Consider the following 24592-nt stretch of genomic DNA (forward strand, 5'->3'; position numbering starts at 1 on the left):
GGGGACACTGGATCACACCGACGCCCGGTACAACGACGCTCCACCGCTCGTTGTTCCCCGGTCGCGCGGTGGGTTGGTGTTGTTTTGGTTTGGCTGTGTGTAAGGAGGGGTCCCCTGCTAACGCCTGGTGTATAGGAAGGGACCCCTCCTTACACCCCACCCCGCAACACGCCGCATCCCCGGGTGCACGGGAAATGCCGCCGGCCGGCACCTCAGGTTGCGGGTACCGGCCGGCGGCATTCTTGCTCCCCCTCATTCGAGGAAAGTCTGTGCGTGGTGTGGGGGTCAGCTGTTCCAGTGCTCGGCGACCAGGTCGGCGGCCTGCTGCTCCCACTGGGCGTAGTGGTCGGGGAACGCCGACACCTGCACCGTCTGCGCCGCCACCGTCAGCGGCATGTCCTGCCAACCGTCGACCTGCTTCAAACCCTTGAGGAACGCCAGGGTGGAGTACTCGGGGTCGGTGATCTGCTCCACCGTGCCCCACCCACTGGACGGGCGCTGCTGGAACAGACCCTGCGAGTCGTGGTCGTTGCGGTCACCCAGGTGACCGAGGTTCTCCAGCTTCGACTCCTGGAACGCGGTGCCGATCGCGATGACGGCGGCACGCTCGTCCATGCCGGCCTTCTTCGTCGCGGCGATGATCGCCTTGGCGTTGGCGACCTGCTCGTCGTCCAGATCGATGCGGGACTGGGCACCTTGCACACCGTGCGGGATCAACTTGCCCGTGTCGGGCTTGTCCGCCTGCACCGCCACCAGCGAACCAGCGGTGACGGGGGTGGCGTCGGCGTGCGCGATCGGGCCGGCGAACACACCACCGGCAAACGCCAGACCAGCAACACCCAGAACACTCTTACGCAGCAACTTCGAGTTCATGAGACAGCTCCATTCGGGGGTAGACGCCACCAGCCCAAGGGGGACGGACAGGCGACGCGAACGCCGTCAGGCGCCAAGAAGACAAGAGAAGAAACGCACGAGGCCGCAGGGGGGTCAACGGATCCGGTCCTTGCGGCGTCGGGATCACAACCACCGACCCGGCCGCATCATTCCCGGGGATATCCGCGAGCCCTCGCGGCGCCGGGACCAGGTATAACGACCGACCGGCCCAGGTCATTCCGACATCAGCCGGCCACCTGCCAGGGCGCGGGGTACTCCTCGGTCAGCCACCCGATTACAACTCCACCGACCCGCCCCCGATTCCGCCCAGCGCCGACTCACATACGCCCAAAACCGAACATTCGACTCACAGTCACCCAAACCCCCATCTCCTGCTGGCCGTCACGTCGCCATACGGCCGACGCCAGTCCTGCCCGACCGCCCAGGTATCTCGCAGCTCGCAGTTCTCTTGCCGAACACCGACCACGCGCCCGAAAGCCCGCGCCCGACCACGCGAGGCTCTGCCCCGGCCACCACACGACGGCGCCCCAAGGTCGCCTCCCAAGATCGCCCCGTTGATCAAGGAGTTTTGGTCTGGATGGGCGGCGGATTCGGACCAAAACTCCTTGATCAACCGTGTCCCCGGGAGGGCCTGGTGGGCGATATGTGAAGGATTGTCGAGAAGGGAAGGAGAGGGAAGGGGAGGGCGGGGAGCAGGCGGGGAGGGGGCGGGGAGGGGGCGGGGAGGAGGGCGGGAGCCCGGGGGAAGAGAGACGGCGGAGCGGCCGGGGACCTGGGGGTCTCCGGCCGCTCCGGGTGTGCGTACGAGGGGCTACTGCTTGAGCATGTTGTCCAGCAGCAGTGCACAGCGGATCACGCCGAGGTGGCTGTACGCCTGGGGGTGGTTGCCCAGGCCGCGTTCGGCGAGCGGGTCGTACTGCTCGGGGAGCAGTCCGGTCGGGCCCGCCGTGTCGATCATCTGGAGGAAGAGTTCCTCGGCGTCGGTACGCCGACCGGTGCGCAGGTACGCCTCGATCAGCCAGGACGTGCAGATGTGGAAGCCGCCCTCCCGCCCGGGCAGGCCGTCGTCCCAGTGGTAGCGGTAGACGACCGGGCCGCTGCGCAGGTCCGCCTCGATCTTGAGCACGGTGGAGAGGAAGCGCGGGTCGTCGCCGGGCAGCAGCCCGGACAGCCCGATCCACAGCGAGGAGGCGTCCATGTCCTCGTCGCCGTACGCGACGCTGTACGCCTCGGCGTGCTCGTGCCAGCCGTGCTCGAGGACGTTGGCGCCGATCCGGTCGCGCAGTTCCACCCACTCGGCGCGGTCCTCGCCGCCGTGCTGACGGGTGACGTGCAGTGCCCGGTCGACGGTCATCCAGCACATCACCTTCGAGAAGATGTGGTGCCGGGGAGGCAGCCGCGCCTCCCAGATGCCGTGGTCCGGCTCGTGCCAGCGGCGACGGACCGCCTCGACCATGTTCTCCAGTACCCGCCACTCCTCGGGGCGGACCGACCCTCGGGCGTCGGCGGTGGCGGCGATCAGGTCGGCGATCGGGCCGAACACGTCGAGCTGGAGCTGGTGGTTGGCGAGGTTGCCGACGCGTACCGGCCGGGAGCCGGCGTAGCCGGGCAGCGTGTCGATGACGGCTTCCGCGCCCAGTTCGTACCCGTCGACGGTGTAGAGCGGGTGCAGCCGCTCGGGGTGTCCGCCGGTGCGCTCGACACAACCGTCCACCCAGCGCAGGAACGCCTCGGCTTCGGTGATCGAGCCGAGGTCGACCAGGGCGCGGGCGGTCATCGCGGCGTCACGCAGCCAGCAGTAGCGGTAGTCCCAGTTGCGGACGCCGCCCAGCTCCTCGGGGAGCGAGGTGGTCGCGGCGGCGAGGATCGAGCCGGTCGCCTCGTGGCAGAGCCCGCGCAGCGTGAGCGCGCTGCGGGCGACCAGGTCCCGTGCGGTGGTCGGCAGCCGCAGCGAGGCGACCCAGTCCTTCCAGGGGCGTTCCGCGGCGGCCTGCCGTTCGTGGATCGGCAGCCGGTGGTGTTCCAGGCTGTGCGTACCGAACCGCAGCTCCAGGACGACCTGCCCGCCGAGCGACGAGAGGTCGACCACCGCCTTGGCGGTCTCGTACCCGCCGTCGTTGCCGACCTCCCACTGCACGCCGGGGGAGTAGAGCGCGATGGGTTCGTTGGAACCGAGCACCAGCAGGCCGTCGCCGACCGGCTGGAGCTGGACGGCGACCTGCGCGAACTCGGGCCGGGGAGCGAACTCCACGCGGACCCGGCCGGTGCCGGCCAGCACCCGGATCAGCGTCGAGTCGCCGGCGATGATCGCGGGACCGTCCGGCGTTGCCTTGGGGTCGGGCCTGTCGAGCCAGTCGGTGACGGTCAGCCCGGACCAGCGGGTCTCCACGGTCATGGTGCCGGACCGGTAGCGCTGGCCCAGCGGGATGCCGCCGCGTTCCGGGGCGACGCTGAAGTGACCGGCCGGGCTGCCGCCGACCAGATCGGCGAAGATCGCCGCCGAGTCGGGCTTGGGGTTGCACAGCCAGGAGACCTTGGCGTCCGGCGTGAGTAGGGCGACCGTCCGCCCGTTGGCCAGCATCGAGTGCCGCTCGATCGGCACCGCCCGCTCGCCGAACAGCCAGTGTCGTCGGGTCTCCAGGAGCAGTCCGAGCGCGCGGGCGGCCTCGATCGGCTCGCCCACCCGGTAGCCGGCCTTGGTCTCGCCGGGCCCGATCTTGATGCCGACGTCGGGGCCGTGCAGGTTGCCGAAGGCGTTCTCGTCGGTGATGTCGTCGCCGATGAAGAGCACCGCGCTGGCGGAGAGCTGGGTGCGGAGCTGGTCGACCGCAGTGCCCTTGTGGGTGGCCACCACGGACAGCTCGATCACCTCCTTGCCCTGCGTGACCGTCACGTCCGGCCAGGTGGCGGGGCCGTTGCGGACCGCCTCGATGGCCGCGCCGGCGATCTCGGGGGCGACCCCACGGGTGTGCACCGCGACGCTCGCGGGTTTGCGTTCCAGGCGTACGCCCGGGTGGTCCGCGGCGATCTCGCGCAGCGCGTCCCGCAGCCGGGTGCGGACCGCGATCAGCTCGGGGGAGAGCCGCTCGACGAACCCGATGTCGAACTCGGAGCCGTGGCTGCCGACCAGGTGGACCTCGCTGGGCAGCCGGGAGAGCGCGGCCAGGTCGCGCAGCGCGCGACCGGAGACGACGGCCACGGTGGTCTGCGGCAGAGCGGCCAGGGCACGCACCGCCGCCACCGACTCCGGCAGGGGTACGGCCTTGCTCGGGTCCTCCACGATGGGGGCGAGGGTGCCGTCGTAGTCGCAGGCGACCAGGAGCTGGGGGACCCGGGCGATCCGGCCGATGGCGGACCGGAGCTCCGGGTCCATGGTGCCCGCCGCCGGGGTGATGATCTCGTTTGAGCCGGCGTTCACGCCGCCTCCATGTCAGGCACACCTAGTTCGGTGAGGAAGGACTTTGCCCAGTGCCCCACGTCGTGGGTGCGCAGATGGCGTTGCATAGTCCGCATACGGCGACGAGCCTCCGGCTTCTCCACATGCACGGCCCGTAGCAGAGCGTCCTTGACTGCGTCGGGGTCGTGCGGGTTGCACAGGAACGCCTGACGCAGCTCGGTGGCTGCGCCGGCGAACTCACTGAGTACGAGCGCGCCCCCGTGGTCCGCCCTCGACGCGACATACTCCTTGGCCACGAGGTTCATACCGTCTCGCAGTGGAGTCACCATCATCACGTCAGCGGCGGCGTACATCGCAGCCAGTTCGGTCCGACTGTACGACTGATGCAGATAATGCACCGCCGGCACACCGACCCGCCCAAATTCGCCATTAATCCGACCAACCTCGCGCTCGACCTTGACGCGAAGTGCCTGGTAGTGCTCGACCCGTTCGCGGCTCGGCGTAGCGACCTGCACCATAACGGCGTCCGGGACTGTCAACTTTCCGTCAGCGAGTAGCTCGCGGAAGGCCTTGAGGCGCAGCTCGATGCCCTTGGTGTAGTCGAGCCGGTCCACGCCGAGGATGATCGTCTTGGGATTGCCCAGCTCCTCGCGGATCTCCTTGGCCCGGGCCTGGATCGCCGGGTCGGCGGCCAACCGCTCCATCTCCTTGGTGTCGATGGAGATGGGGAACGCGCCGGCCTTGACCTGCCGACCGTCCACCTGGATCATCTGGCCCTCGTAGCGCAGGCCGAGCAGGTGGCGGGCCAGCCGGACGAAGTTCTGCGCGGCCAGCCGCTGCTGGAACCCGACCAGGTCGGCGCCGAGCAGTCCGCGCAGGATCTCGGCGCGGAACGGCATCTGCATGAACAGCTCGATCGGCGGGAACGGGATGTGCAGGAAGAACCCGATCCGCAGGTCGGGGCGGAGTTCCCGGAGCATGGCCGGCACCAACTGGAGCTGGTAGTCCTGCACCCACACCGTCGCACCCTCGGCCGCGACCTCCGCCGCGGCCTCCGCGAAGCGGGCGTTGACCAGCCGGTACGCCTCGCGCCAGCGTCGCTTGTAGGCGGGCGTCTCGACGGCGTCGTGATAGAGCGGCCAGATGGTGGCGTTGGACTGGCCCTCGTAGTAGCGCTCCAACTCCTCGGCGCTCAACGGCACCGGGTGCAGGCGGATGCCCTCCAGGTCGAACGGTTCGGGGGCCGCGCCGGTGCCGCCGGCCCAGCCGACCCAGGTGCCCTGATGCTCGGCGAGGACGGGATGCAGTGCGGTGACCAGCCCGCCCGGGCTGCGTCGCCACTGCCGGCCCTCAGGTGTGCTCACCTCGTCGACCGGCAGTCGATTCGCCACTACGACAAAGGAGCTACGGACGGTCACGATCGGCCACCTCCGGGTGCTGACGGGTCCACCGCGATGAGCGTACTGAGCGTAGCTGCGGCGTCTGTTCCCCCGTGCCGGAGTCACCTACCCTTCCCAGACTCCGTCAACCTTGAACGTGATCATGGTGACATGGTCCGCCGCCTGCCCCGACACCCTGGGCTGCTGCGCGTCGGCCCGGTGGCCTGCCCGGCAGCGCCGGGCGGGGCGATGTGGGCGCGGGGCGGCGTACCTGTCAGGATTGACGATGGCGTGCGCGCGGCCGGCTTCCGGCCGGCGGCGGGCGGTCAACCGGCCCGCACCCGCACCACACGACATTCGGCGATCACCACCGACGGAGGGTAGCCCGTACCGTGGCCCAGTACATCTACGTCCTGGAAAAGGCGCGCAAGGCGCACGGCGACAAGGTCGTGCTCGACAACGTGACGCTGAGCTTCCTGCCGGGGGCCAAGATCGGTGTGGTCGGCCCGAACGGCGCCGGTAAGTCCAGCCTCCTCAAGATCATGGCAGGGCTGGACCGGCCGAGCAACGGCGAGGCCCGGCTGATGCCCGGCTACACCGTCGGGCTGCTGGCCCAGGAGCCGCCGCTCAACGACGCGAAGACCGTCCTCGGCAACATCGAGGAGGCGGTCGCGGACACCAAGGCCAAGCTGGAGCGGTTCAACAAGATCGCCGAGCAGATGGCGACCGACTACTCCGACGAGCTGATGGAGGAGATGGGCCGGCTCCAGGAGGAGCTGGACCACGCCGACGCCTGGGACATCGACTCCAAGCTCGAACTGGCCATGGACGCGCTGCGCTGCCCGCCGCCGGACGCCGACGTCACCACGCTCTCCGGTGGTGAGCGCCGCCGGGTCGCGCTCTGCAAGCTGCTGCTGGAGGCGCCCGACCTGCTGCTGCTCGACGAGCCCACCAACCACCTGGACGCGGAGAGCGTGCAGTGGCTGGAGCAGCACCTGGCCAAGTACGCCGGCACCGTGCTGGCGATCACCCACGACCGGTACTTCCTGGACAACGTGGCCGGCTGGATCCTGGAGCTGGACCGTGGCCGGGCCGTCGGCTACGAGGGCAACTACTCCACCTACCTGGAGAAGAAGGCCGCGCGGCTCGCCGTCGAGGGACGCCGCGACGCCAAGATGAAGAAGCGCCTCACGGAGGAGCTGGAGTGGGTCCGCTCCAACGCCAAGGCGCGGCAGACCAAGTCCAAGGCCCGGCTCGACCGGTACGACGAGATGGCCGCCGAGGCGGAGAAGACCCGCAAGCTGGACTTCGAGGAGATCCAGATCCCGCCGGGTCCGCGTCTGGGCAACACCGTCATCGAGGCGCACAACCTGACCAAGGGCTTCGGCGACCGGGTGCTCATCGACAACCTGTCGTTCTCGCTGCCGCGCAACGGCATCGTCGGCATCATCGGCCCGAACGGCGTCGGCAAGACCACGCTGTTCAAGACCATCGTCGGGCTGGAGCAGCCGACCGACGGCTCGGTCAAGGTCGGCGACACCGTCTCGCTGTCGTACGTCGACCAGAACCGGCAGGGCCTGGCCGGTGACAAGTCGGTCTGGGAGGTCGTCTCCGACGGGCTGGACCACCTCATGGTGGGCAAGGTCGAGATGCCGTCCCGGGCGTACATCGCCGCGTTCGGTTTCAAGGGGCCGGACCAGCAGAAGCCGACCAAGGTGCTCTCCGGCGGCGAGCGCAACCGGCTCAACCTGGCGCTCACGCTCAAGATCGGCGGGAACGTGATCCTGCTCGACGAGCCGACCAACGACCTGGACGTGGAGACGCTGTCCAGCCTGGAGAACGCGCTGCTGGAGTTCCCCGGCTGCGCCGTGGTGATCTCCCACGACCGGATGTTCCTGGACCGGGTGGCCACGCACATCCTGGCCTGGGAGGGCGACGACGAGAACCCGGCCAAGTGGTTCTGGTTCGAGGGCAACTTCGAGGCGTACGAGAAGAACAAGGTCGACCGGCTCGGCGCCGAGGCGGCCCGGCCGCACCGGGTGACCTACCGCAAGCTGACCCGCGACTGAGCGGGGTGGATCGTCGTGGCTGACCGGTTCGTCTATCACTGCACCCTGCGCTGGTCCGACCAGGACGCGTACGGTCACGTCAACAACGCCCGCTTCCTCACGCTCTACGAGGAGGCCCGGGTGGCGTTGATGTTCGCCGGCGCCCAGGCCCAGGGGATCGACTCGTTCACCAACGGCGTGGTGATCCGTCGGCACGAGATCGACTACCTGCGCCCGGTCGACTTCGCCCTGCACCGCGCCACCGCCGAGGGCGCGCCCACGGTGCGGATCGACCTCTGGGTGGAGCAGATCCGGGCCGCCTCCTTCACCATCGGCTACGAGATGTACGACGGTGACCTGCTGGTCAGCCGGGCGCGTTCGGTGCTGGTGCCGTTCGACCTGGCCCAGCAGGCGGCTCGCCGGCTGACCGAGCAGGAACGGGCCTTCCTGCTCGGGTACGCCCTCGACGGCGGGACACCGTGACCGGACCACAGGGCGGCGGCACCGGGCACGGGATCGCCGACGTTGCCGACGCCGGGGCGTTCCTGTCCCGGCTGGTGCGGTTGGAGAGCGCCGCCCTGGTCCGGTTGCGGCCCGCCGGCGCACCGGGCCGTACCTCGCTCTGGGCCCGGCTGCCGTGGGGCGTCCTGGCGGCGCGCACGGTGGCCGGGCCGGGCGCCGGGGACGTCACGGTGGCCGCCGGGAGCCTGCTGGCCGAGCTGGCGGCCGGGGGGACCGCGCTGCCCGCACGCCAGGACGCGCAGTGGCGCTGGGCGTTGCCGCCGGCCGGGAGCCGGTGGGTGGAGACGCTGCCGGGCGGGGATCTGCGCCGGCTCGCCTCGGCGGCGGCGGGCACCCTGCGCGAGGCCGCCGCGCACGGGGTGGCCGGTCGGGCGGTCGGGCAGCGGGCCCTGCGGGACGCCCTGCTGGACCACGTGGCGGTGGTGGTGACGCCGGACGACGAGCCTGGCCGTCCGGTGGAGGTGACCCAGCGATTGGTGCAGGGTCTGGTTCGGATGGGTTTCCTAGGTCCTGCCGGGGATTCGCCGGAATCGGGCGCGGTCCAGGTCCGTGCGGCTGGCCGATGGGTCGGGCTGGTGGGACCGTATGGAGCTGTTTGGTCGCAGAAGGCCACGGATCTTGTCGTACGGCCCTCCGTGGCTCATGCGAACGGATGACCCTGGTTCATCCTTCTGGGCTGGGGCTGCCGTTGGGGGGATGCTTCGTTCCGGCTGTCCGGGTACCGTCCATCCTCGGATCCAACCCACCGTAGGCGACTGGATCCGCTGGGGAGTGAGGTGCGCGAGCGATGCCGTGGTGGTCATGGCGCCCCGGTCCCGCCAGTGGCGGTGACCCGGAAACTCGAAGCAGGATCACGGTGGAAGGCACGGTCCGGGTCGGGCCGCCTCCGCCCCGCCAACCGGGGGACGACCGGTCGGGCGGGGAGCATCCGTTGATCGCCGACATGCCGGCAACCGTCGAACCGGTCACCCTGGGCCGGGTCTGCGACGCGCTCGACCTGCTCGACGTGCGCTATCTCGCCGACGGTGACGGCAACCTGTTGGCGATGTGGGAGCGGCACGCGGTGCTGGTCACGCTGGAAGGGCCGGAGGACGAGATTCTCGTGCTACGGGCCAGGCCGCACGCGACCGTGCCGCCGGACTGGGCGGACCGGGCCTACCGGGTGGTCAACGAGTGGAACCACACCCGGCGCTTCTGCAAGGCGTACGTGGGTGACGCCACCGAACGCGGCCAGTTGCCGATCTACGCCGAGTTGCAGGTGCCGCTCGCCGCAGGGGCCCACGACGCCCTCCTGGTCGAGCTGCTCGACTGCGGGGCGGCGGTGGCCACCAGCTTCGTCGACTGGCTGCACGACGAGGGCGCGCTGCTCTGACCCCGACGGGTGCGGCCCGCCGCCGCGCAGGTGGCGGGCGCGCCCCGGACGGTACGGCGGTGCCTCACGCGGGCGCGGCCGGGTCCTCCATCGTGTTGACCATGAAGAGGGCCGCCCGCTCCAGGTAGTTCCAGAGCTCGGTCTCGATCGTCGGCGGCAGGTCGAGGCGCTCGACCGCCCGGCGCATGTGCCGCAACCAGGCGTCGCGCTCGGCCGCGCCGATCCGGAACGGTGCGTGCCGCATCCGCAGCCGGGGGTGCCCCCGCTGCGAGGAGTAGGTGTTCGGGCCGCCCCAGTACTGCATGAGGAACAGCCTCATCCGGTCGGAGGCCGGGCCCAGGTCCTCCGGGTACATCGGTCGTAGCAGCGGATCTGTGGCGATACCGGCGTAGAACTCGTCGACCAGTTTGCGGAACGTGGGCTCGCCGCCGACGGCCTCGAAGAGCGTGACCGTCTCGCCGTTGCGCTCGGACTCACCTGCGGGATTCACCGTTCCATCCTGCCAGGCGCCATCGACCGACGGCCCGACCGGGACGGCCCGCCGAGGGTGGTTCAGCTCACCGCGTGCTGTGGCCGGCCCGGACCTACCTGCTCGGAGCCCGGCACCTCGGACCCGCCGGCATCGCCCTGAGCGGGGTCGGCACCGGCGCGCCGGGCCGCCTCGACGGAGGCGGCCACCGTCCGGTGGTCGGGCCAGCGGAGCGCCACGATCGACATCAGCAGCACCCCCGCGATACTCCACACCCCGACCACGACGGGGATCGGGAAGCGCTCGGCGAGCAACCCGGTCACCAGCACCGCCGCGCCCTGGATCACCTGTACGCCGGTGGCCATCACGCCGAAGGCCCGGGCCCGGAAGCCGTCCGGCAGGGCCTGCACGAAGAGTCCGTTGGCCACCGGCAGCATGCCGGCGACCGCGAATCCGGAGACGGCGGCGAGCAGGGCCACCATCACCGGTGAGGGGTCGAGCAGCGAGGGCACCAGGGCCAGCGGCGCGAAGACGGCCAGCGGTCGCATCAGGGCCAGCCGACGGGCCGGCCCGACGAGCCGCGCGATCAGCAGGCCGCCGAGGATGAAGCCGAGCGGGTGCGAGGCCATGATCACGGCTTGTGCCAGGCCGGTGTTCATCCCGCCCGCGCTCTCGTTCGCCCAGGCGGCGGCGAGCCCCTCGGGCACGATCGAGAAGAGCATGGCGCTGAAGACCAGGACGGCGATCGCCCGCAACACCGGCGTACGGAAGACGATCCGGAACCCGTCGGCGGTCTCGCGCAGCAGGTGACTGCGGTGGGCGGTGTTCATCGCCGGTGCCCGGTCGCGGACGCCGAAGCGGACGAGCAGCGCGGAGAGCGCGAAGGCGGCCGCGTTCATCAGCAGCGCGGCGGTCGGGCTCACCGTCGCCACGACGGCGCCGAGCAGATAGCCGACCACCTGGGCGGCCTGCCCCACGCTGGCGTTGATGGAGAGCCCCACGACGAGCCGGTCGCCGGGCAGGATCAGCGGCATCAACGCGGACCGGGCGGCCTGACTCGGCGGGTTGGCCAGAGTGGTGGCGAACAGCAACGCCAGGATCACCGGCACCGGGATGCCGGGGATGGCGATGAGCAGCATCAGCGACATGCGGATGACGTCGCAGATGACCATCACCTGCCGGTACCGGTGTCGCTCGGCGACGGTGGCCAGCAGCGGCCCGCCGATCAGCCAGGGCAGGTAGCTCACCGCGAAGGCGGCGGCGGAGAGCGCGACGGACTGGGTCGTCCGGTAGACCAGGAGGGTGACCGCCGCCTTGGCGACGTAGTCGCCGATCCAGGTCAGCGTGTTGGCCGCGAAGACGGCGCGGTACTCACTCTGGGCGAAAACTTCACGGAAGGTGGCCGGCCCTTCCGGAGAAGGTCGCTCGTCGGACACCATCGCCTCCATCGTCCCGGTGGCCGGCCACTCGTGATGGCTGTCCCGGAACCATCGTCAGATCTGTCGGATCAGCGAGGACGTGACCGCGCTTGGTAGCGCGTGAACCGGATTCTGCCCGATCGTCTGACAACTGGCTAGGGCGAACGGGTGGACGGTCGCATCTCCGACTGAACGAACGGACGATACCCGAGGGGCCACTCGGCCGCGACCCCCGTCGCCCCGCTCAGGTGGCACCCCCCTGACCGGTCTCACTATCGGAACGAGTAGGTAGCCCGGGAAGGAACCGGCCCGCCGCGATCCGTGCCGTGATGCCGGAGTTCTCCAGCGCCTCGGCGAGCCGGCGACGCAGTTCCCGGCCGACGGCGAACTGCCCCTCGGCGGTGGTCTTGGCCACCGTGCGGATGACCGTGCCCTCCACCGTCACCTGCTCGACGCCGAGTACGTCCGGCGGCTCCACGATCGACTGGGCCAGCTCCGGGTCGACCGCGACCGAGGCGGCGGCGGTCCGCAGCACCGCCATGGCCTCCTCGGTGCCGGCGAAACCGATCGGCAGGTCCACCACCACCAACGCCCAGCCCTGGCTCTTGTTGCCGACCCGGACGATCTCGCCATTGCGGATGTACCAGAGCACACCCCGACCGTCACGCACGGTGGTGACGCGCAACCCGACCGCCTCGACCACACCGCTCGCCTCGCCCAGGTCGACGTTGTCGCCGACCCCGTACTGGTCCTCCAGGAGCATGAAGAGTCCGGCGAGCAGGTCCTTCACCAGGCTCTGCGCGCCGAAGCCGAGTGCCACGCCGGCGATGCCCGCGCTGGCCAGCAGCGGTGCCAGCTCGAAGCTGAACTCCTTGAGCACCATCAGTACCGCGATGCCGTAGATGAACGCCGTGCTGATGCTGCGCAGCACCGAGCCGATCGCCTCGGCGCGTTGCCGGCGGCGTTCTGGCACAAACTCGCCAGGTTCGGCGGCGGCGGTCGGGATGCGCTCGCGCAGCGGGCGGAGCATGGTGGGCACCCCGGCGTCGCTGGTGGTGCGGACCAACCGGCGGATGGTGCGGTGCACCAGCCATCGTGCGGCCATCGCGAGCAGCAGGATCAGGATGATCCGCAGCGGCTTGATCAGGATCCAGTAGCTGCCCTCGGCGAACCACACCGAGTCGGAGAACTTCCAGACCCAGTTGCAGACCACCTCGTCGAGACACTCCGGGCTGGGCGTCTCGTCCGTTTCCGGCGCTGCCGGGGTCGGTGTGGGCGCGACGGTACGAAGGATGCTGACAATCACCCTGTGTTCGTACCGCAACCGCCCGGCGAGTACACCGCCGCCCCACCGGACGGTGACGTCGGACCCGGCCGGTCGGAAAGCCGCCCCGGCTACCCAGGATTAGTGCGTGCATTCGCGGTTCCGATCAGGGACGATTGGCGCAACGGACGTCGGTGATCCGGCCGGCGTCGACATGGTGTAGGGCTGTGTCCGACACCGGTCGGCGGTGGCGAGTGTGACTGCCGCTTGACCGGGAGGGTGACGCGATGCCTGACATACGACCCACGGTGGGCTCTGGCGCGCTGGTTCTCAACGCCACCTACGAGCCGCTGTGTGTCGTGTCGGTACGCCGTGCCGCGATCCTCGTGCTCTCCGCCAAGGCGGTCTGTGTCGCCGACGGCGAGGGCATCCTGCACAGCGCACGCAATGCGCTCCCGGTGCCCTCCGTCGTCCGGCTCACCCGGTTCGTCCGGGTGCCGTACCGCACCCACGTCGGCCTGTCCCGGCGGGCGATCTTCGCCCGGGACGGCTGGCGGTGCGCCTACTGCCGAGGCCCGGCCGAGACCATCGACCACGTCTTCCCGCGCAGCCGGGGCGGTCGGCACGCCTGGGAGAACGTGGTCGCCGCGTGCGCCCGCTGCAACCACAGCAAGGGCGACAAGACCCCGGCCGAGATGGGTTGGCGGCTGCACTCCCCGCCGGCCGCCCCGAGAGGGATCGCCTGGCGGGTGCTCGGGCACCGCGCCCCCGACCCGCGCTGGGCGGACTGGCTCGACCTGCGCGAGCCCGAAGCCGCCTGAGCCGCCCGGCCGAAGCCCGAGTCGCGCCCGGCCGGAGCCGCCTGAGCCGCCCGGCGGGAGCCGCCTGAGCCGAGGCCGACGCCGCCGGAGCGGCGTCCCCGAGTCGCGCCGCCTGCGAAGTCCGATGTCGGTCGACCGCAGGCCCGGTCAGCGGGCCTGCACCAGCGAGGCGAAGACGATCACGTTGTCCGCGTAGCCGGTCTCGCCGCCGACCCAGCGCCCACCGCAGGTGATCAGCCGCAACTGGGGCCGGCTGAAGTCGCCGAAGACGTCGTCCGCCGGCAACTGCTCCTTGTCGTACCGGCCGACCCGCTCGACCTCGAACACCGCCACCGAGCCGTCGGAGCGGGCCACCTCGACCCGGTCGCCGGACCGCAGCTCCCGCAGGTCCTGGAAGACGGCCGGGCCGGTGCTGGTGTCCACATGCCCGACGATGACGGCCGGGCCGTACTGGCCGGGGGTCGGGCCCTGGTCGTACCACCCGGCCTCCTGTGCCCGCTCGGCCGGCGGGGCGGCGACGCTGCCGTCCGGCGCGATCCCGACGTTGTGCACCGGGGCGGTCAGGTCGATCTTGCTGATCTCGATGCTGACCGGCTCGCTCGCCGACAGCGTCGGGTAGTCCTTCGGCGGACGGGCCAGCCCGGCGATGAACCGGTCCGGCAGCAGGTTCACCCCGGTCAGCCGCTCGACGCCGATCATCGTGACGATCAGCAGCATCAGCGCGCCGATCACCAGGACCGGCACCCCGGGAGTGGAGCGGCCGAACCGCCGGTACCGGCCGACCTGTCGACCCCGAGGCGGCAGCGGCGGGGTCGCCGGGTCGGGCGTACTGACGCTGGCCGACCCCATCTGCGCGGTGACCCGGCCCAGCCGGCCCCACGCCGTGCCCACCACTCGTCGCCAGGCGCGAGGCACCCGACGGGCGGTGGTCCGGCGTGGGCCCGGACCGGGTTCCGGCGCGGGTACGCGAGGGCCGCTCATCGCGACAGCGGGTCAGGAACCGGCCCGACGCCGGCTGCTGACCAGCCCGAACACCACCACTGCGGCCACCGTGGCGGCGCCGCCGAGCAGCAGCATCGAGCCGGTCCCGCCGTCTGCGGTGCCGCCGCCACCGGTCGCCGGTCCCTTGGTGGGCTGCTCCATGTTCAGCACGGTCAGCGTGGTGTGGGCCGTCTGACCGTTCTCGCAGCGCAGGTTGACCGGGTAGTCGCCGGCCTGCTTGTCGCTCGGCACGGTGACGTCCCCGGTGAGGAAGCCGTTGTCCGGGCGGAGAAAGACCTGACGGAACGCGTCCGAGGTCACCTCGGCCTGCCGGTTGTTGGCGTTGTCGCAGCTTGCCTTGAGGTGCACCCGGGAGCCGGCCTGCACGCTGTTCGGCGTCACCTCGACGAAGGCGTTCTCACCCGCTCGCGCGGGCGCGGCGCCGACCAGGACGAAAGCCCCGATCAGGGCGAACGCGCCGAACAGTCGGACGATGGTCGACGGGTACGGAAGCAGACCCCGCATGATCCTCCCTCCCGGCACCGGTGCACCGGTCCTGCTGGGGCGACCCGCGGCGCATTCCCCCTGCCGGGGCGGCTAACCCGACAGCGGGGTGACCGGCTGCCAGCCCAGCGGAGTGGAGAGGACCATCGTGCTCGACGGCTGCCCGTACGGGGCGAGTCGGTCGATGACCGCCTCGAACTCCCCGATCGAGCAGGCCGCGACCTTCAGCACGCTGCACGCGTCGCCGGTGATCCGGTGGATCTCCAGGATCTCCGGCCAGTCGGCGACCTCCGGGACGTGCAGGATGCACCGGGCGCCGTAACAGGACATCCGGATCAGCGCCACCACCGTGCGACCGGCCCGGGCCAGGTCGACGTGGGCGTGGTAGCCGGTGACCACGCCGGTCTCCTCCAGCCGCCGGACCCGTTCGGCGACCGCCGGGGGCGACAGGTGCACCCGCCGGGACAGCTCGCTGAACGACAGTCGCGCGTCGGCCTGCAGCTCACGGAGCAGGGCCCAGTCCATCTCGTCCACGCGGCGACCTTACGTCCGGCAACCGAACTGCTGCCAGTGCCTTTCGTTCGGCAGGTCGACCTGCGTAACCGCCGTTGAAGAGGCATTCCGTCCGGCGATCAGACCGCGAGATCATGTCTGGACCGACGCCAGGAAGGAGCGGACGCATGGAGCAGACGGAGCTGCGCCCGGGTACCCGGGCGGCGGTGCGTCCGGTCACCGGCCGCCAGCGCGCGGCCCGTGCCGCACGCAACGGCGGCGAGCCGACGCTGGAGTTCGCCGAGCGGGTGCCGTACGACGCGTACGTGCAGGCCAGCACGCTGCACCGGTTGCAGCAGCCGCTGAGCGACGACCCGGGCGAGATGTCGTTCCTGATGGTCAGCCAGATCATGGAGCTGTACTTCGGCCTGACCTGCCACGAACTGCGCGACGCCGCCCGGCTGCTGCGCGGCGACCGGGTCTGGGAGGCGCTCGCCCCGCTGCGTCGGGCCGCGCTGCACCTGGAAGGGCTCAACGCCGCCTGGCGGGGACTGCGCTGGATGACCCCGGCCGACTTCAACCGCTTCCGCAACCTGCTCGGCGAGGGCTCGGGCTTCCAGTCGGCCATGTACCGCCACCTGGAGTTCCTGCTCGGGCTGCGCGACCCGGCGCTGATCCGGCCGTTCCGTCGGCAGACCGAGGTGCACGCCGAGCTGACCGCCGGTCTCGGCACGCCGAGCGTCTGGGACGAGGTGGTCGCCCTGCTCGCCCGGCACGGCCATGAGCTGCCCGCCGACCTGGTGGAGCGGGACGTGGCGGTCGAGCACGAGCCGCACCCCGCCGTCGAGGCGGCCTGGGTGCGGATCTACGCCGACTCCGGCCCGGACAACCACCTGCGGATGCTCGGTGAGGCGCTGACCGAGGTCGCCGAACAGTTCGGCGACTGGCGGCACCACCACATCAAGGCGGTGCAGCGCACCATGGGCGCCAAGGTCGGCAGCGGCGGCTCCGCCGGGCTGGCCTGGCTGCAACGCAGCATGGCCCGGGTGGTCTTCCCCGAGCTGTGGTCCGCCCGTACCGCGATGTGAGGCGACGATGACGACGAACGAGGCCGAGGCGCCACGCCTCGACGAGGCCGAAGCCCTCCGGCTGGACGCCACCGACCCCGGACACCGGCACCTGTTCCATGTGCCACCGGCCGACGGTGGTCACCATCCCGAGGCGGCCTACCTGGCCGGCAACTCGCTCGGCCTGCAACCCCGGGCCACCCGGGACGAGTTGTTGGCCGACGTGGACGCCTGGGGGCGGCTCGGTGTCGAGGGGCACCTGGAGGCGGAACGACCCTGGCTGCCGTACCACGAGCTGTTGACGGCCCCGGCCGCGCGACTGGTCGGCGCCCTGCCCACCGAGACCGTGGTGATGAACTCGCTCACGGTCAACCTGCACCTGCTGATGGTCAGCTTCTACCGGCCGAGCGGCACGCGGACCCGGATCGTCATCGAGGACAGCGCCTTCCCCTCGGACAGCTACGCGGTGCGCAGCCAGGCCCGCTTCCACGGCCTCGACCCGGACGCCACCGTGGTCCGGCTGACGCCGCGACCGGGCGAGGACACCCTGCGCACCGAGGACGTCACCGCGTTCCTGGCCGCCGAGGGGCACACCGTCGCGCTGCTGCTGCTCGGCGGCGTCAACTACCTCACCGGCGAGCTGATGGACATCCCGGCGATCACCGCCGCCGGCCGGGCCGCCGGGGCGGTGGTCGGCTGGGACCTGGCGCACGCCGCCGGCAACGTGCCGCTGTCGCTGCATGACTGGGACGTCGACTTCGCGGCCTGGTGCTCGTACAAGTACCTCAACTCCGGGCCGGGCGCGCTCGGCGGGGTGTTCGTACACGAGCGGCACCACGGCGATGCGGACCTGCCCCGCTTCGAGGGCTGGTGGAGCACGGCGGCGGCGACCCGCTTCGAGATGACCCCGGTCAGCCGCCCACCGTCCACCGTGGAGGCGTGGCAGATCTCCAACCCGCCGATCTTCTCGATGGGGCCGGTGCGTACCTCGCTGGAGCTGTTCGACGCGGTCGGGATGCCCACGCTGCGCGAGCGCAGCCTGCGGCTCACCGGCTACCTGGAGCGGCTGCTGGACGAGGTGACCGTCGACCGGCCGCTGACCGTGATCACCCCGCGCGACCCGGGTCGCCGTGGCTGCCAACTCTCGGTCAGACTCGGCGAGGGCAGCGCCAGGGAGCTGACCAAGCGGCTCCGGTACGAGCACGGAGTGATCGCCGACGCCCGGGAGCCGGACGTCGTCCGGTTCGCCCCGGTGCCGCTCTACTCGACGTACCACGACTGCTGGCGGGTCGCCGACGCGCTGGCCGCGACCGTTGGGAGAGCTGGATGAACCGGGAACGCGACGAGATCGCCGTGGTCGGCGCCGGGCTGGCCGGCTGCCTGCTGGCCTGTTTCCTGGCCCGCCGGGGCTATCCGGTGGCGCTGTACGAGCGGCGGCCGGACCCGCGTACCGGGACCGTCGAACGGGGCCGGTCGATCAACCTGGCGCTCTCCGAGCGCGGGCTCGACGCGTTGCGCCGGATCGGGCTCGACGAGCAGGTGATGGCCGACGCGCTGCCGATGCGCGGCCGGATGGTGCACCCGGTGCTCGGTGAGCCCGGCTTCCAGTCGTACAGCGTCTCCGGCGACCGGGCGATCAACTCGATCAGCCGGGGTGCGCTGAACAACGCGCTGCTGGAGGCCGCCGCGAAGCTGCCCGGCGTGCGGATCGCCTTCGACCACCGGCTGGTCGGCCTGGACCCGGACACCGCGCGGATGACCTTCGAGACCCCGCAGGGCGCGGTCACCGCGGACGCGCGCGTCGTCCTCGGCACCGACGGTGCCGGCTCGGCGGTACGCGGACAACTGCTCGAACACGGCCTGCTCACCGAGAGCGTCGACTTCCTCGACTACGGCTACAAGGAACTGAGCATCCCGCCGGCCGGTGGTGACTTCGCCCTCGACGAGGGGGCGCTGCACATCTGGCCGCGCGGCACCTCGATGATGATCGCGCTGCCCAACCCGGACCGCTCCTTCACCTGCACGCTGTTCTGGCCCACCCACGGCACCGCGAGCTTCGCGTCGCTGGGCAGCAAGGCGGCGATCGAACGGCACTTCGCCCAGCACTACCCGGACCTGCTGCCGCTCGCCCCCGACCTGGTCGACGACTACCAGCACAACCCGGTCGGCGTTCTCGGCACGGTGCGCTGCGACCCGTGGCAGGTGAACGGACGCGTCGGCCTGCTCGGCGACGCGGCGCACGCCATCGTCCCGTTCTACGGCCAGGGCGCGAACTGTGCCTTCGAGGACGTGGTGGAGCTGGACCGCTGCCTGTCCGAGTGCGACGACGACTGGTCCGCCGCGCTGCCGCTGTTCCAGCAGCGCCGGCAGGGCAACGCCGAGGCGATCGCCCGGATGGCACTGGCCAACTTCGTGGAGATGCGCGACAAGGTCGCCTCGCCGGTTTTCCGGACCCGCAAGAAGGTCGAGCACGCCCTGGAGCGGGCGCTGCCCGGACGGTACGTCTCCCAGTACGAGATGGTCTCCTTCTCCACCGTCCCGTACGCGCAGGTGCGCCGCCGGGTTCGCCGGCAGTACCAGGTGCTCGGCGCGGTGGCCGCCGGTGTGCTGGCGGCGGTGGCCGGTGCGGCGGTGGCGATCGGGCGCGGGAGACGTCGATGACCCGCTGGGACCCCCGGTTGATGACCGGGCACGCGCCGGACGGCCCTGTCCTGCTGCGCAACTTCGTCGGCGGCGAGTTCCACGACGAGGGCCCCCGCTTCACCCGACGGAGCCCGGTCACCGGCGAACCGGTCTTCGAGGTGGTCGAGGCCGGCGCGTCGGTGGTGGACGACGCGGTCGCGGCGGCCCGGGCGGCGCTGCGCGGGCCGTGGGGCCGGATGGGGGAGCGGGAACGCGCCGAGGTCCTGCGTCGGGTCGCCGACGAGTTGGAGCGCCGCTTCGACGACCTGGTCACCGCCGAGGTTGCCGACACCGGCAAGGCCATCTCGCAGGCCCGCACCCTGGACATCCCGCGTGGCGCGGCCAACTTCCGGGCCTTCGCCGAGATCGTGGCGACCGCGCCGACCGAGTCGTTCACCACGGTCACCCCGACCGGCGGCCGGGCACTCAACTACGCGGTCCGCAAGCCGGTCGGCGTGGTCGCGGTGATCGTGCCGTGGAACCTGCCGCTGCTGCTGCTGACCTGGAAGGTCGCACCGGCGCTGGCCTGCGGCAACGCCGTGGTGGTCAAGCCCAGCGAGGAGACCCCCGCCTCGGCCACGCTGCTCGCCGAGGTGATGGCGGCGGCCGGTGTGCCCGAGGGGGTGTTCAACCTGGTGCACGGCTTCGGTCCTGGTTCGGCCGGGGAGTCCCTCACCCGGCACGCGAGCGTCGACGCGATCACCTTCACCGGGGAGTCCGCCACCGGCAGCGCCATCATGCGCGCCGCCGCCGACGGCGTGAAGGCGGTCAGCTTCGAGCTCGGCGGTAAGAACGCCGGGCTGGTCTTCGCCGACGCCGACCTGGACGCGGCGGTCGCCGGATCGGTCCGGTCCAGCTTCACCAACGGCGGCCAGGTGTGCCTCTGCACCGAGCGGATCCTCGTGCAGCGGCCGGTGTTCGAGGAGTTCACCGAGCGGCTGGCCGCCCGCGCCGCCGAGCTGGCGTACGGCTGGCCCGCCGACGAGGCGACCGTGAACATGCCGCTGATCTCGCACACCCACCGGGACAAGGTGCTCGGCCACTACGACCTGGCCCGCTCCGAGGGGGCGCAGGTGCTGACCGGCGGCGGGGTGCCGCAGTTCGGCGATGTCCGCGACGGTGGCGCGTACGTGCAGCCGACCGTCCTGACCGGGCTCGGCCCGGACGCCCGCACCAACCGCGAGGAGATCTTCGGACCGGTGGTGCACGTCGCGCCCTTCGACACCGAGGACGAGGCGTACGACCTGGCCAACGGCACCGAGTACGGCCTGGCGGCGACCGTGTGGACCCGGGACGTGGGTCGGGCGCACCGGGCCGGCGCCCGGCTGGACGCCGGCATCGTCTGGGTCAACACGTGGTTCCTGCGCGACCTGCGTACCCCGTTCGGCGGGGTGAAGGCGTCCGGCATCGGCCGCGAGGGCGGCGTGCACTCGCTCGACTTCTACTCCGAACTCACCAACGTCTGTGTGGATCTCTCATGAGCGAGCGTAGCGAGCGAATCATCAATGCAGTGCTGGTCGAGGCTCGTGGCGGGTCCGAGCGCAGCGAGGAGCTGTCATGACCGTTGATGTCGAACTGGCCGCCCGGGAACTGATCGAGGCTCGGGCGAGTGGGAAGCCGTGCCCGCCGCTGCGCGGGCGGCTGCTGCCCGAAGGGGACGTCGAGGCGGCGTACCGGGTGCAGCAGATCCAGGTCCGCGAGTGGCTGGCGTCCGGCCAGCGCCGGGTGGGCGCGAAGGTCGGGCTGACCTCCCGGGCGGTGCAGGAGGCGTTCGGCGTGTACGAGCCGGACTTCGGTGTGCTCACCGACGTCATGGCGGTGCCCGACGGGGCCGAGATCGCCCTGGACCGGCTGCTCCAGCCCCGGGTCGAAGCCGAGATCGCCTTCGTGCTCGGCGCCGACCTGCCCGACGCCCGGGTCACCACCGTGGACGTGCTGCGCGCCGTCGACCACCTGCTGCCGGCCATCGAGGTCGTCGACTCGCGGGTGGCCGGGTGGGACATCTCCATCGTGGACACCGTGGCGGACAACGCCTCCAGCGGACTGTTCGTGCTGGGCACCTCACCGCGTCGGGTGAGCGACGTGGACCTGCGGCTGGCCGGGATGGTGTTGGAACACGCCGGGGAACCGGTGTCGGTCGGTGCCGGGGCGGCCTGCCTCGGCAACCCGCTGCACGCGCTGGCCTGGCTGGCCGGCACGCTGGCCCGCGCCGGTGACCCGCTGCGCGCCGGTGACGTGGTGCTCTCCGGTGCGCTCGGTCCGATGGTGCCGGTGACGCCCGGCGCGGCGTACGAGGCACGGATCTCCGGGCTCGGTTCGGTCCGGGCCTGCTTCGCGAAGGAGGCGTCCTGATGGCCGGAGTGGCGGTGATCGGGTCCGGCAACATCGGTACCGATCTGATGATCAAGGTGCTCCGCTCGGGCGGTGACGCCGACGGTGGCGCGGCGGGCCTGCGGATGGTGGCGATGGCCGGCATCGACCCGGCCTCCGACGGTCTGGCCCGCGCTCGACGCCTCGGCGTGGCCACCACCGCCGAGGGGGTGGACGGGCTGGTCGCGATGCCCGAGTTCGCCGACGTCGACCTGGTCTTCGACGCCACGTCGGCCGGCGCGCACCGACACAACGACGCGGTGCTGCGCAGCCACGGGCGCACGGTGGTCGACCTGACCCCGGCCGCCATCGGCCCGTACGTGGTGCCGCCGGTCAACCTCGACGAGCACCTGCACGAGACGAACCTGAACATGGTGACCTGCGGCGGGCAGGCGACCGTGCCGATCGTGGCGGCGGTCCGCCGGGTCACCCCGGTGGCGTACGGCGAGATCGTCGCCTCGATCGCATCGCGGTCCGCCGGTCCGGGCACCCGGGCCAACATCGACGAGTTCACCGAGACCACCGCCCGGGCGATCGAAGTGGTCGGCGGCGCGGAACGCGGCAAGGCGATCATCGTGCTGAACCCGGCGGAGCCGCCGCTGCTGATGCGGGACACCGTGTACTGCCTCTGCCCCGACCCGGACGCCGACCGGGCCGCCATCGCCGAGTCGGTCGCCGCGATGGTCGCCGAGGTGCAGGAGTACGTCCCCGGCTACCGGCTCAAGCAGGACGTGCAGTTCGACCGGGTGGACGCGTACGTGCCGACGCTGGGGCGGCAGCTCACCGGCGTACAGGTGACGGTCTTCCTGGAGGTCGCCGGTGCCGGGCACTACCTGCCCGCGTACGCCGGGAACCTGGACATCATTACCTCGGCCGCGCTGCGGACCGCGCAGCGCCTGGTCGCCCTGCGCGCCGAGGGGGTGCGGGCGTGACGACGACGAACGCCGCTGCGGTCGTGGAGGGCGGACCGGTGACCGAGCTGTACATCCAGGACGTGACGTTGCGCGACGGCATGCACGCCATCGCGCACCGGTACACCGTCGACCAGGTCCGCACCATCGCCGCCGCGCTGGACGCCGCCGGGGTCGCCGCGATCGAGGTGGCGCACGGCGACGGTCTCGCCGGTTCCAGCGTCAACTACGGCCACGGCGCGGCCAGCGACGCCGACTGGATCGCGGCGGCGGCCGAGGTGATGACCACCGCGAAGCTGACCACCCTGCTGCTGCCCGGCATCGGCACCATCGCTGACCTCAAGGCGGCCCGCGCGCTCGGCGTGACCAGCGTCCGGATCGCCACCCACTGCACCGAGGCCGACATCTCCGCCCAGCACATCTCGTGGGCCCGCGAGAACGGCATGGACGTCTCCGGCTTCCTGATGATGTCGCACATGAACGACCCGGCCGGGCTGGCCGCGCAGGCCAAGCTGATGGAGTCGTACGGGGCGCACTGCGTCTACGTCACCGACTCCGGCGGCCGGTTGCTGATGTCCGACGTGGCGCAGCGCGTCGACGCGTACCGGCAGGTGCTGGAACCGACCACGCAGATCGGCATCCACGCCCACCACAACCTCTCGCTCGGGGTGGCCAACAGCGTGCTGGCCGTCGAGCACGGGCGCATCGTGGGCGCCGACGCGGTCGGCCCGGACGCCCCGCACGGGCGTACCGTCCGGGTGGACGCCTCGCTCGCCGGAATGGGCGCCGGGGCCGGCAACGCGCCGCTGGAGGTCTTCGTCGCGGTCGCCGAACTGCACGGCTGGAAGCACGGCTGCGACGTGTTCGCGCTGATGGATGCCGCCGACGACATCGTCCGCCCGCTCCAGGACCGGCCGGTCCAGGTGGACCGGGAAACCCTCTCCCTCGGCTACGCCGGGGTCTACTCCAGCTTCCTCCGGCACGCCGAACGGGCCTCCGCCCGGTACGGCGTGGACGTCCGCTCCATCCTGGTCGAACTCGGCCGGCGGCGGATGGTCGGCGGGCAGGAGGACATGATCGTCGACGTGGCGCTGGACCTCGCCGGGCAGGAGAAATCATGATTGGGCCGGACATCGCGCAGATCGCGGCGACACTGGACCGGGCGGCCGACACGGCCACCGCCGTACCGCAGGTCGCCGCCGAGAACGGTCTCGACGTCGACGCCGCGTACGCGGTGCAGGCCGCGCTGGTGCAGCATCGGCTCGACCGGGGCGAGCGGCTGGTCGGGCTGAAGATGGGGCTCACCAGCAAGGCGAAGATGGCCCAGGTCGGTGTGGACGAGGTGATCTGGGGACGGCTCACCGACGCGATGCGGGTCCCCGACGGCGGCACGGTCGACGTGACCGGCTTCATCCACCCCCGGGTCGAACCCGAGGTGGCGTTCCTGCTGGACCGGCTGCCCGAACCCGGCGAGCCGGTCGGCGACTTCACCGACGCGGTCCGCGCGGTCGCCCCGGCGATCGAGCTGATCGACAGCCGGTACGCGAACTTCACCTTCTCGCTTCCGGACGTCATCGCCGACAACACCTCGGCCGGCGCGTTCGTGATCGGCCCCTGGTCACCGGTGCCCGACGGGCTGGAGAACCTCGGCGTCCTGCTGGAGATCGACGGACGAGTGGCCCAGGTCGGCTCGACGGCGGCCATCCTCGGCGACCCGCGGCGGGCCCTCGACGAGGGCATCCGGCTGGCCGGTCGGCACGGCGTACGGCTGCGGGAAGGGTGGGTGTTCCTGGCGGGGGCGGCTACGGCGGCGGTGCCGTTGCGGGCTGGGGTTCGGGTGCGGGCGGTTGTGGAGAAGCTTGGTGGGGCTTCGGTTCGGGCTGGGTCGTGATGTCTGTGGGTTTGGGTTCGGGCGTTGGTTGCGCGGTGGGGGTTCCGGGCAGCCCGACCGGCTCCGGGCGGTCAGGCTTGATCCCTGCGCCGGTCGGGCTGCCCGGAAAT

The 24592-nt window shown here is 71.4% G+C and carries 22 protein-coding genes; 13 read left to right on the plus strand and 9 right to left on the minus strand.

The window, feature by feature from the left end; translation table 11 throughout:
• Positions 1-285: 285 nt before the first annotated feature.
• The 3 genes from ABT008_RS28935 to ABT008_RS28945 all read right to left on the minus strand — a co-directional run bounded on the left by ABT008_RS28935 (position 286) and on the right by ABT008_RS28945 (position 5709).
• Positions 286-873, minus strand: coding sequence for a hypothetical protein (locus ABT008_RS28935; protein ID WP_350700250.1), 588 nt, complete (start codon positions 871-873; stop codon positions 286-288).
• Positions 874-1705: 832 nt separating this feature from the next.
• Positions 1706-4267, minus strand: a complete 2562-nt coding sequence (gene otsB, locus ABT008_RS28940) for a trehalose-phosphatase (protein ID WP_350700285.1) — start codon at positions 4265-4267, stop codon at positions 1706-1708.
• Between the two features lie 41 nt (positions 4268-4308).
• A complete protein-coding gene (locus ABT008_RS28945) occupies positions 4309-5709 on the minus strand; it encodes an alpha,alpha-trehalose-phosphate synthase (UDP-forming) (RefSeq protein ID WP_350700251.1) in 1401 nt (466 codons plus the stop codon).
• 353 nt (positions 5710-6062) lie between these two features.
• On the opposite strand from ABT008_RS28945, the gene ettA reads away from it, so the two are divergent.
• The 4 genes from ettA (at position 6063) to ABT008_RS28965 (ending at position 9612) form a co-directional block, all read left to right on the plus strand.
• Positions 6063-7739, plus strand: coding sequence for an energy-dependent translational throttle protein EttA (gene ettA, locus ABT008_RS28950; RefSeq protein ID WP_350700253.1), 1677 nt, complete (start codon positions 6063-6065; stop codon positions 7737-7739).
• A gap of 15 nt (positions 7740-7754) precedes the next feature.
• Entirely contained in the window at positions 7755-8201 is a 447-nt protein-coding gene (locus ABT008_RS28955; protein WP_350700255.1) for an acyl-CoA thioesterase, read from the plus strand.
• Positions 8198-8896: a DUF8185 domain-containing protein gene (locus ABT008_RS28960; RefSeq protein WP_350700257.1), complete on the plus strand. Its 699-nt coding sequence runs from the start codon at positions 8198-8200 to the stop codon at positions 8894-8896. The genes ABT008_RS28955 and ABT008_RS28960 overlap by 4 nt, the downstream gene beginning before the upstream one ends.
• Positions 8897-9027: 131 nt before the next feature.
• A complete protein-coding gene (locus ABT008_RS28965; RefSeq protein WP_131056278.1) occupies positions 9028-9612 on the plus strand; it encodes a type III secretion system chaperone family protein in 585 nt (194 codons plus the stop codon).
• A 64-nt stretch (positions 9613-9676) separates the two neighbouring features.
• Here ABT008_RS28965 and ABT008_RS28970 read toward each other — a convergent pair whose 3' ends face one another.
• The 3 genes from ABT008_RS28970 to ABT008_RS28980 form a co-directional block, all read right to left on the minus strand.
• Complete coding sequence (locus tag ABT008_RS28970) at positions 9677-10102, minus strand: globin (protein ID WP_350700259.1); 426 nt, start codon at positions 10100-10102, stop codon at positions 9677-9679.
• A gap of 62 nt (positions 10103-10164) precedes the next feature.
• Positions 10165-11520: an MFS transporter gene (locus ABT008_RS28975; RefSeq protein ID WP_350700261.1), complete on the minus strand. Its 1356-nt coding sequence runs from the start codon at positions 11518-11520 to the stop codon at positions 10165-10167.
• A gap of 223 nt (positions 11521-11743) precedes the next feature.
• Positions 11744-12805, minus strand: coding sequence for a mechanosensitive ion channel family protein (locus ABT008_RS28980; protein ID WP_350700263.1), 1062 nt, complete (start codon positions 12803-12805; stop codon positions 11744-11746).
• Positions 12806-13050: 245 nt separating this feature from the next.
• Here ABT008_RS28980 and ABT008_RS28985 point away from each other — a divergent pair, with 245 nt between their 5' ends.
• Entirely contained in the window at positions 13051-13584 is a 534-nt protein-coding gene (locus ABT008_RS28985; RefSeq protein ID WP_117230470.1) for an HNH endonuclease, read from the plus strand.
• A gap of 147 nt (positions 13585-13731) precedes the next feature.
• Here the strand turns inward: ABT008_RS28985 and ABT008_RS28990 are convergent, their stop codons facing one another.
• From ABT008_RS28990 to ABT008_RS29000, 3 genes are all read right to left on the minus strand, one after another.
• Positions 13732-14565, minus strand: coding sequence for a class F sortase (locus ABT008_RS28990; protein ID WP_350700264.1), 834 nt, complete (start codon positions 14563-14565; stop codon positions 13732-13734).
• A 12-nt stretch (positions 14566-14577) separates the two neighbouring features.
• Complete coding sequence (locus ABT008_RS28995) at positions 14578-15090, minus strand: hypothetical protein (protein WP_350700266.1); 513 nt, start codon at positions 15088-15090, stop codon at positions 14578-14580.
• A gap of 72 nt (positions 15091-15162) precedes the next feature.
• Positions 15163-15603, minus strand: a complete 441-nt coding sequence (locus ABT008_RS29000; protein ID WP_350700268.1) for an Lrp/AsnC family transcriptional regulator — start codon at positions 15601-15603, stop codon at positions 15163-15165.
• A gap of 146 nt (positions 15604-15749) precedes the next feature.
• Between ABT008_RS29000 and ABT008_RS29005 the strand changes: the two genes are divergently transcribed.
• The 8 genes from ABT008_RS29005 to ABT008_RS29040 all read left to right on the plus strand — a co-directional run bounded on the left by ABT008_RS29005 (position 15750) and on the right by ABT008_RS29040 (position 24482).
• Complete coding sequence (locus ABT008_RS29005) at positions 15750-16649, plus strand: tryptophan 2,3-dioxygenase (protein ID WP_350700270.1); 900 nt, start codon at positions 15750-15752, stop codon at positions 16647-16649.
• Between the two features lie 7 nt (positions 16650-16656).
• On the plus strand, positions 16657-17958 hold the full coding sequence (kynU, locus tag ABT008_RS29010; protein ID WP_350700272.1) for a kynureninase: 1302 nt from the start codon (positions 16657-16659) through the stop codon (positions 17956-17958).
• On the plus strand, positions 17955-19289 hold the full coding sequence (locus ABT008_RS29015; RefSeq protein WP_350700274.1) for an FAD-dependent oxidoreductase: 1335 nt from the start codon (positions 17955-17957) through the stop codon (positions 19287-19289). Before kynU ends, ABT008_RS29015 begins: the two co-directional genes overlap by 4 nt.
• 20 nt (positions 19290-19309) lie before the next feature.
• Positions 19310-20791 (plus strand): 2-hydroxymuconic semialdehyde dehydrogenase, encoded by a 1482-nt coding sequence (locus tag ABT008_RS29020; RefSeq protein ID WP_350700287.1) that lies wholly within the window; start codon positions 19310-19312, stop codon positions 20789-20791.
• A gap of 76 nt (positions 20792-20867) precedes the next feature.
• Complete coding sequence (locus ABT008_RS29025; RefSeq protein WP_350700276.1) at positions 20868-21662, plus strand: 2-keto-4-pentenoate hydratase; 795 nt, start codon at positions 20868-20870, stop codon at positions 21660-21662.
• Positions 21659-22612: an acetaldehyde dehydrogenase (acetylating) gene (locus ABT008_RS29030; RefSeq protein ID WP_350700289.1), complete on the plus strand. Its 954-nt coding sequence runs from the start codon at positions 21659-21661 to the stop codon at positions 22610-22612. The genes ABT008_RS29025 and ABT008_RS29030 overlap by 4 nt, the downstream gene beginning before the upstream one ends.
• Positions 22613-22650: 38 nt before the next feature.
• On the plus strand, positions 22651-23712 hold the full coding sequence (gene dmpG, locus ABT008_RS29035; RefSeq protein ID WP_350700291.1) for a 4-hydroxy-2-oxovalerate aldolase: 1062 nt from the start codon (positions 22651-22653) through the stop codon (positions 23710-23712).
• Positions 23709-24482 (plus strand): 2-keto-4-pentenoate hydratase, encoded by a 774-nt coding sequence (locus ABT008_RS29040; RefSeq protein ID WP_350700278.1) that lies wholly within the window; start codon positions 23709-23711, stop codon positions 24480-24482. The genes dmpG and ABT008_RS29040 overlap by 4 nt, the downstream gene beginning before the upstream one ends.
• The last annotated feature ends 110 nt before the right edge of the window (positions 24483-24592 follow it).

It is taken from the genome of Micromonospora sp. NPDC002389 (assembly GCF_040296095.1).
In the GTDB taxonomy this organism is placed as follows: domain Bacteria; phylum Actinomycetota; class Actinomycetes; order Mycobacteriales; family Micromonosporaceae; genus Micromonospora.

Excerpts from the sequence above, each read along its gene's own strand:
- otsB (WP_350700285.1), bottom strand. The coding sequence starts at position 4,267 with ATGGACCCGGAGCTCCGGTCCGCCATCGGCCGGATCGCCCGGGTCCCC.
- ABT008_RS29015 (WP_350700274.1), top strand. The coding sequence starts at position 17,955 with ATGAACCGGGAACGCGACGAGATCGCCGTGGTCGGCGCCGGGCTGGCC.
- ABT008_RS28935 (WP_350700250.1), bottom strand. The coding sequence starts at position 873 with ATGAACTCGAAGTTGCTGCGTAAGAGTGTTCTGGGTGTTGCTGGTCTG.
- ABT008_RS29020 (WP_350700287.1), top strand. The coding sequence starts at position 19,310 with ATGACCGGGCACGCGCCGGACGGCCCTGTCCTGCTGCGCAACTTCGTC.
- ABT008_RS29025 (WP_350700276.1), top strand. The coding sequence starts at position 20,868 with ATGACCGTTGATGTCGAACTGGCCGCCCGGGAACTGATCGAGGCTCGG.
- ABT008_RS28995 (WP_350700266.1), bottom strand. The coding sequence starts at position 15,090 with ATGCGGGGTCTGCTTCCGTACCCGTCGACCATCGTCCGACTGTTCGGC.
- ABT008_RS28975 (WP_350700261.1), bottom strand. The coding sequence starts at position 11,520 with ATGGTGTCCGACGAGCGACCTTCTCCGGAAGGGCCGGCCACCTTCCGT.
- ABT008_RS28965 (WP_131056278.1), top strand. The coding sequence starts at position 9,028 with ATGCCGTGGTGGTCATGGCGCCCCGGTCCCGCCAGTGGCGGTGACCCG.
- ABT008_RS29005 (WP_350700270.1), top strand. The coding sequence starts at position 15,750 with ATGGAGCAGACGGAGCTGCGCCCGGGTACCCGGGCGGCGGTGCGTCCG.
- ABT008_RS29040 (WP_350700278.1), top strand. The coding sequence starts at position 23,709 with ATGATTGGGCCGGACATCGCGCAGATCGCGGCGACACTGGACCGGGCG.
- ABT008_RS28985 (WP_117230470.1), top strand. The coding sequence starts at position 13,051 with ATGCCTGACATACGACCCACGGTGGGCTCTGGCGCGCTGGTTCTCAAC.
- kynU (WP_350700272.1), top strand. The coding sequence starts at position 16,657 with ATGACGACGAACGAGGCCGAGGCGCCACGCCTCGACGAGGCCGAAGCC.
- ABT008_RS28990 (WP_350700264.1), bottom strand. The coding sequence starts at position 14,565 with ATGAGCGGCCCTCGCGTACCCGCGCCGGAACCCGGTCCGGGCCCACGC.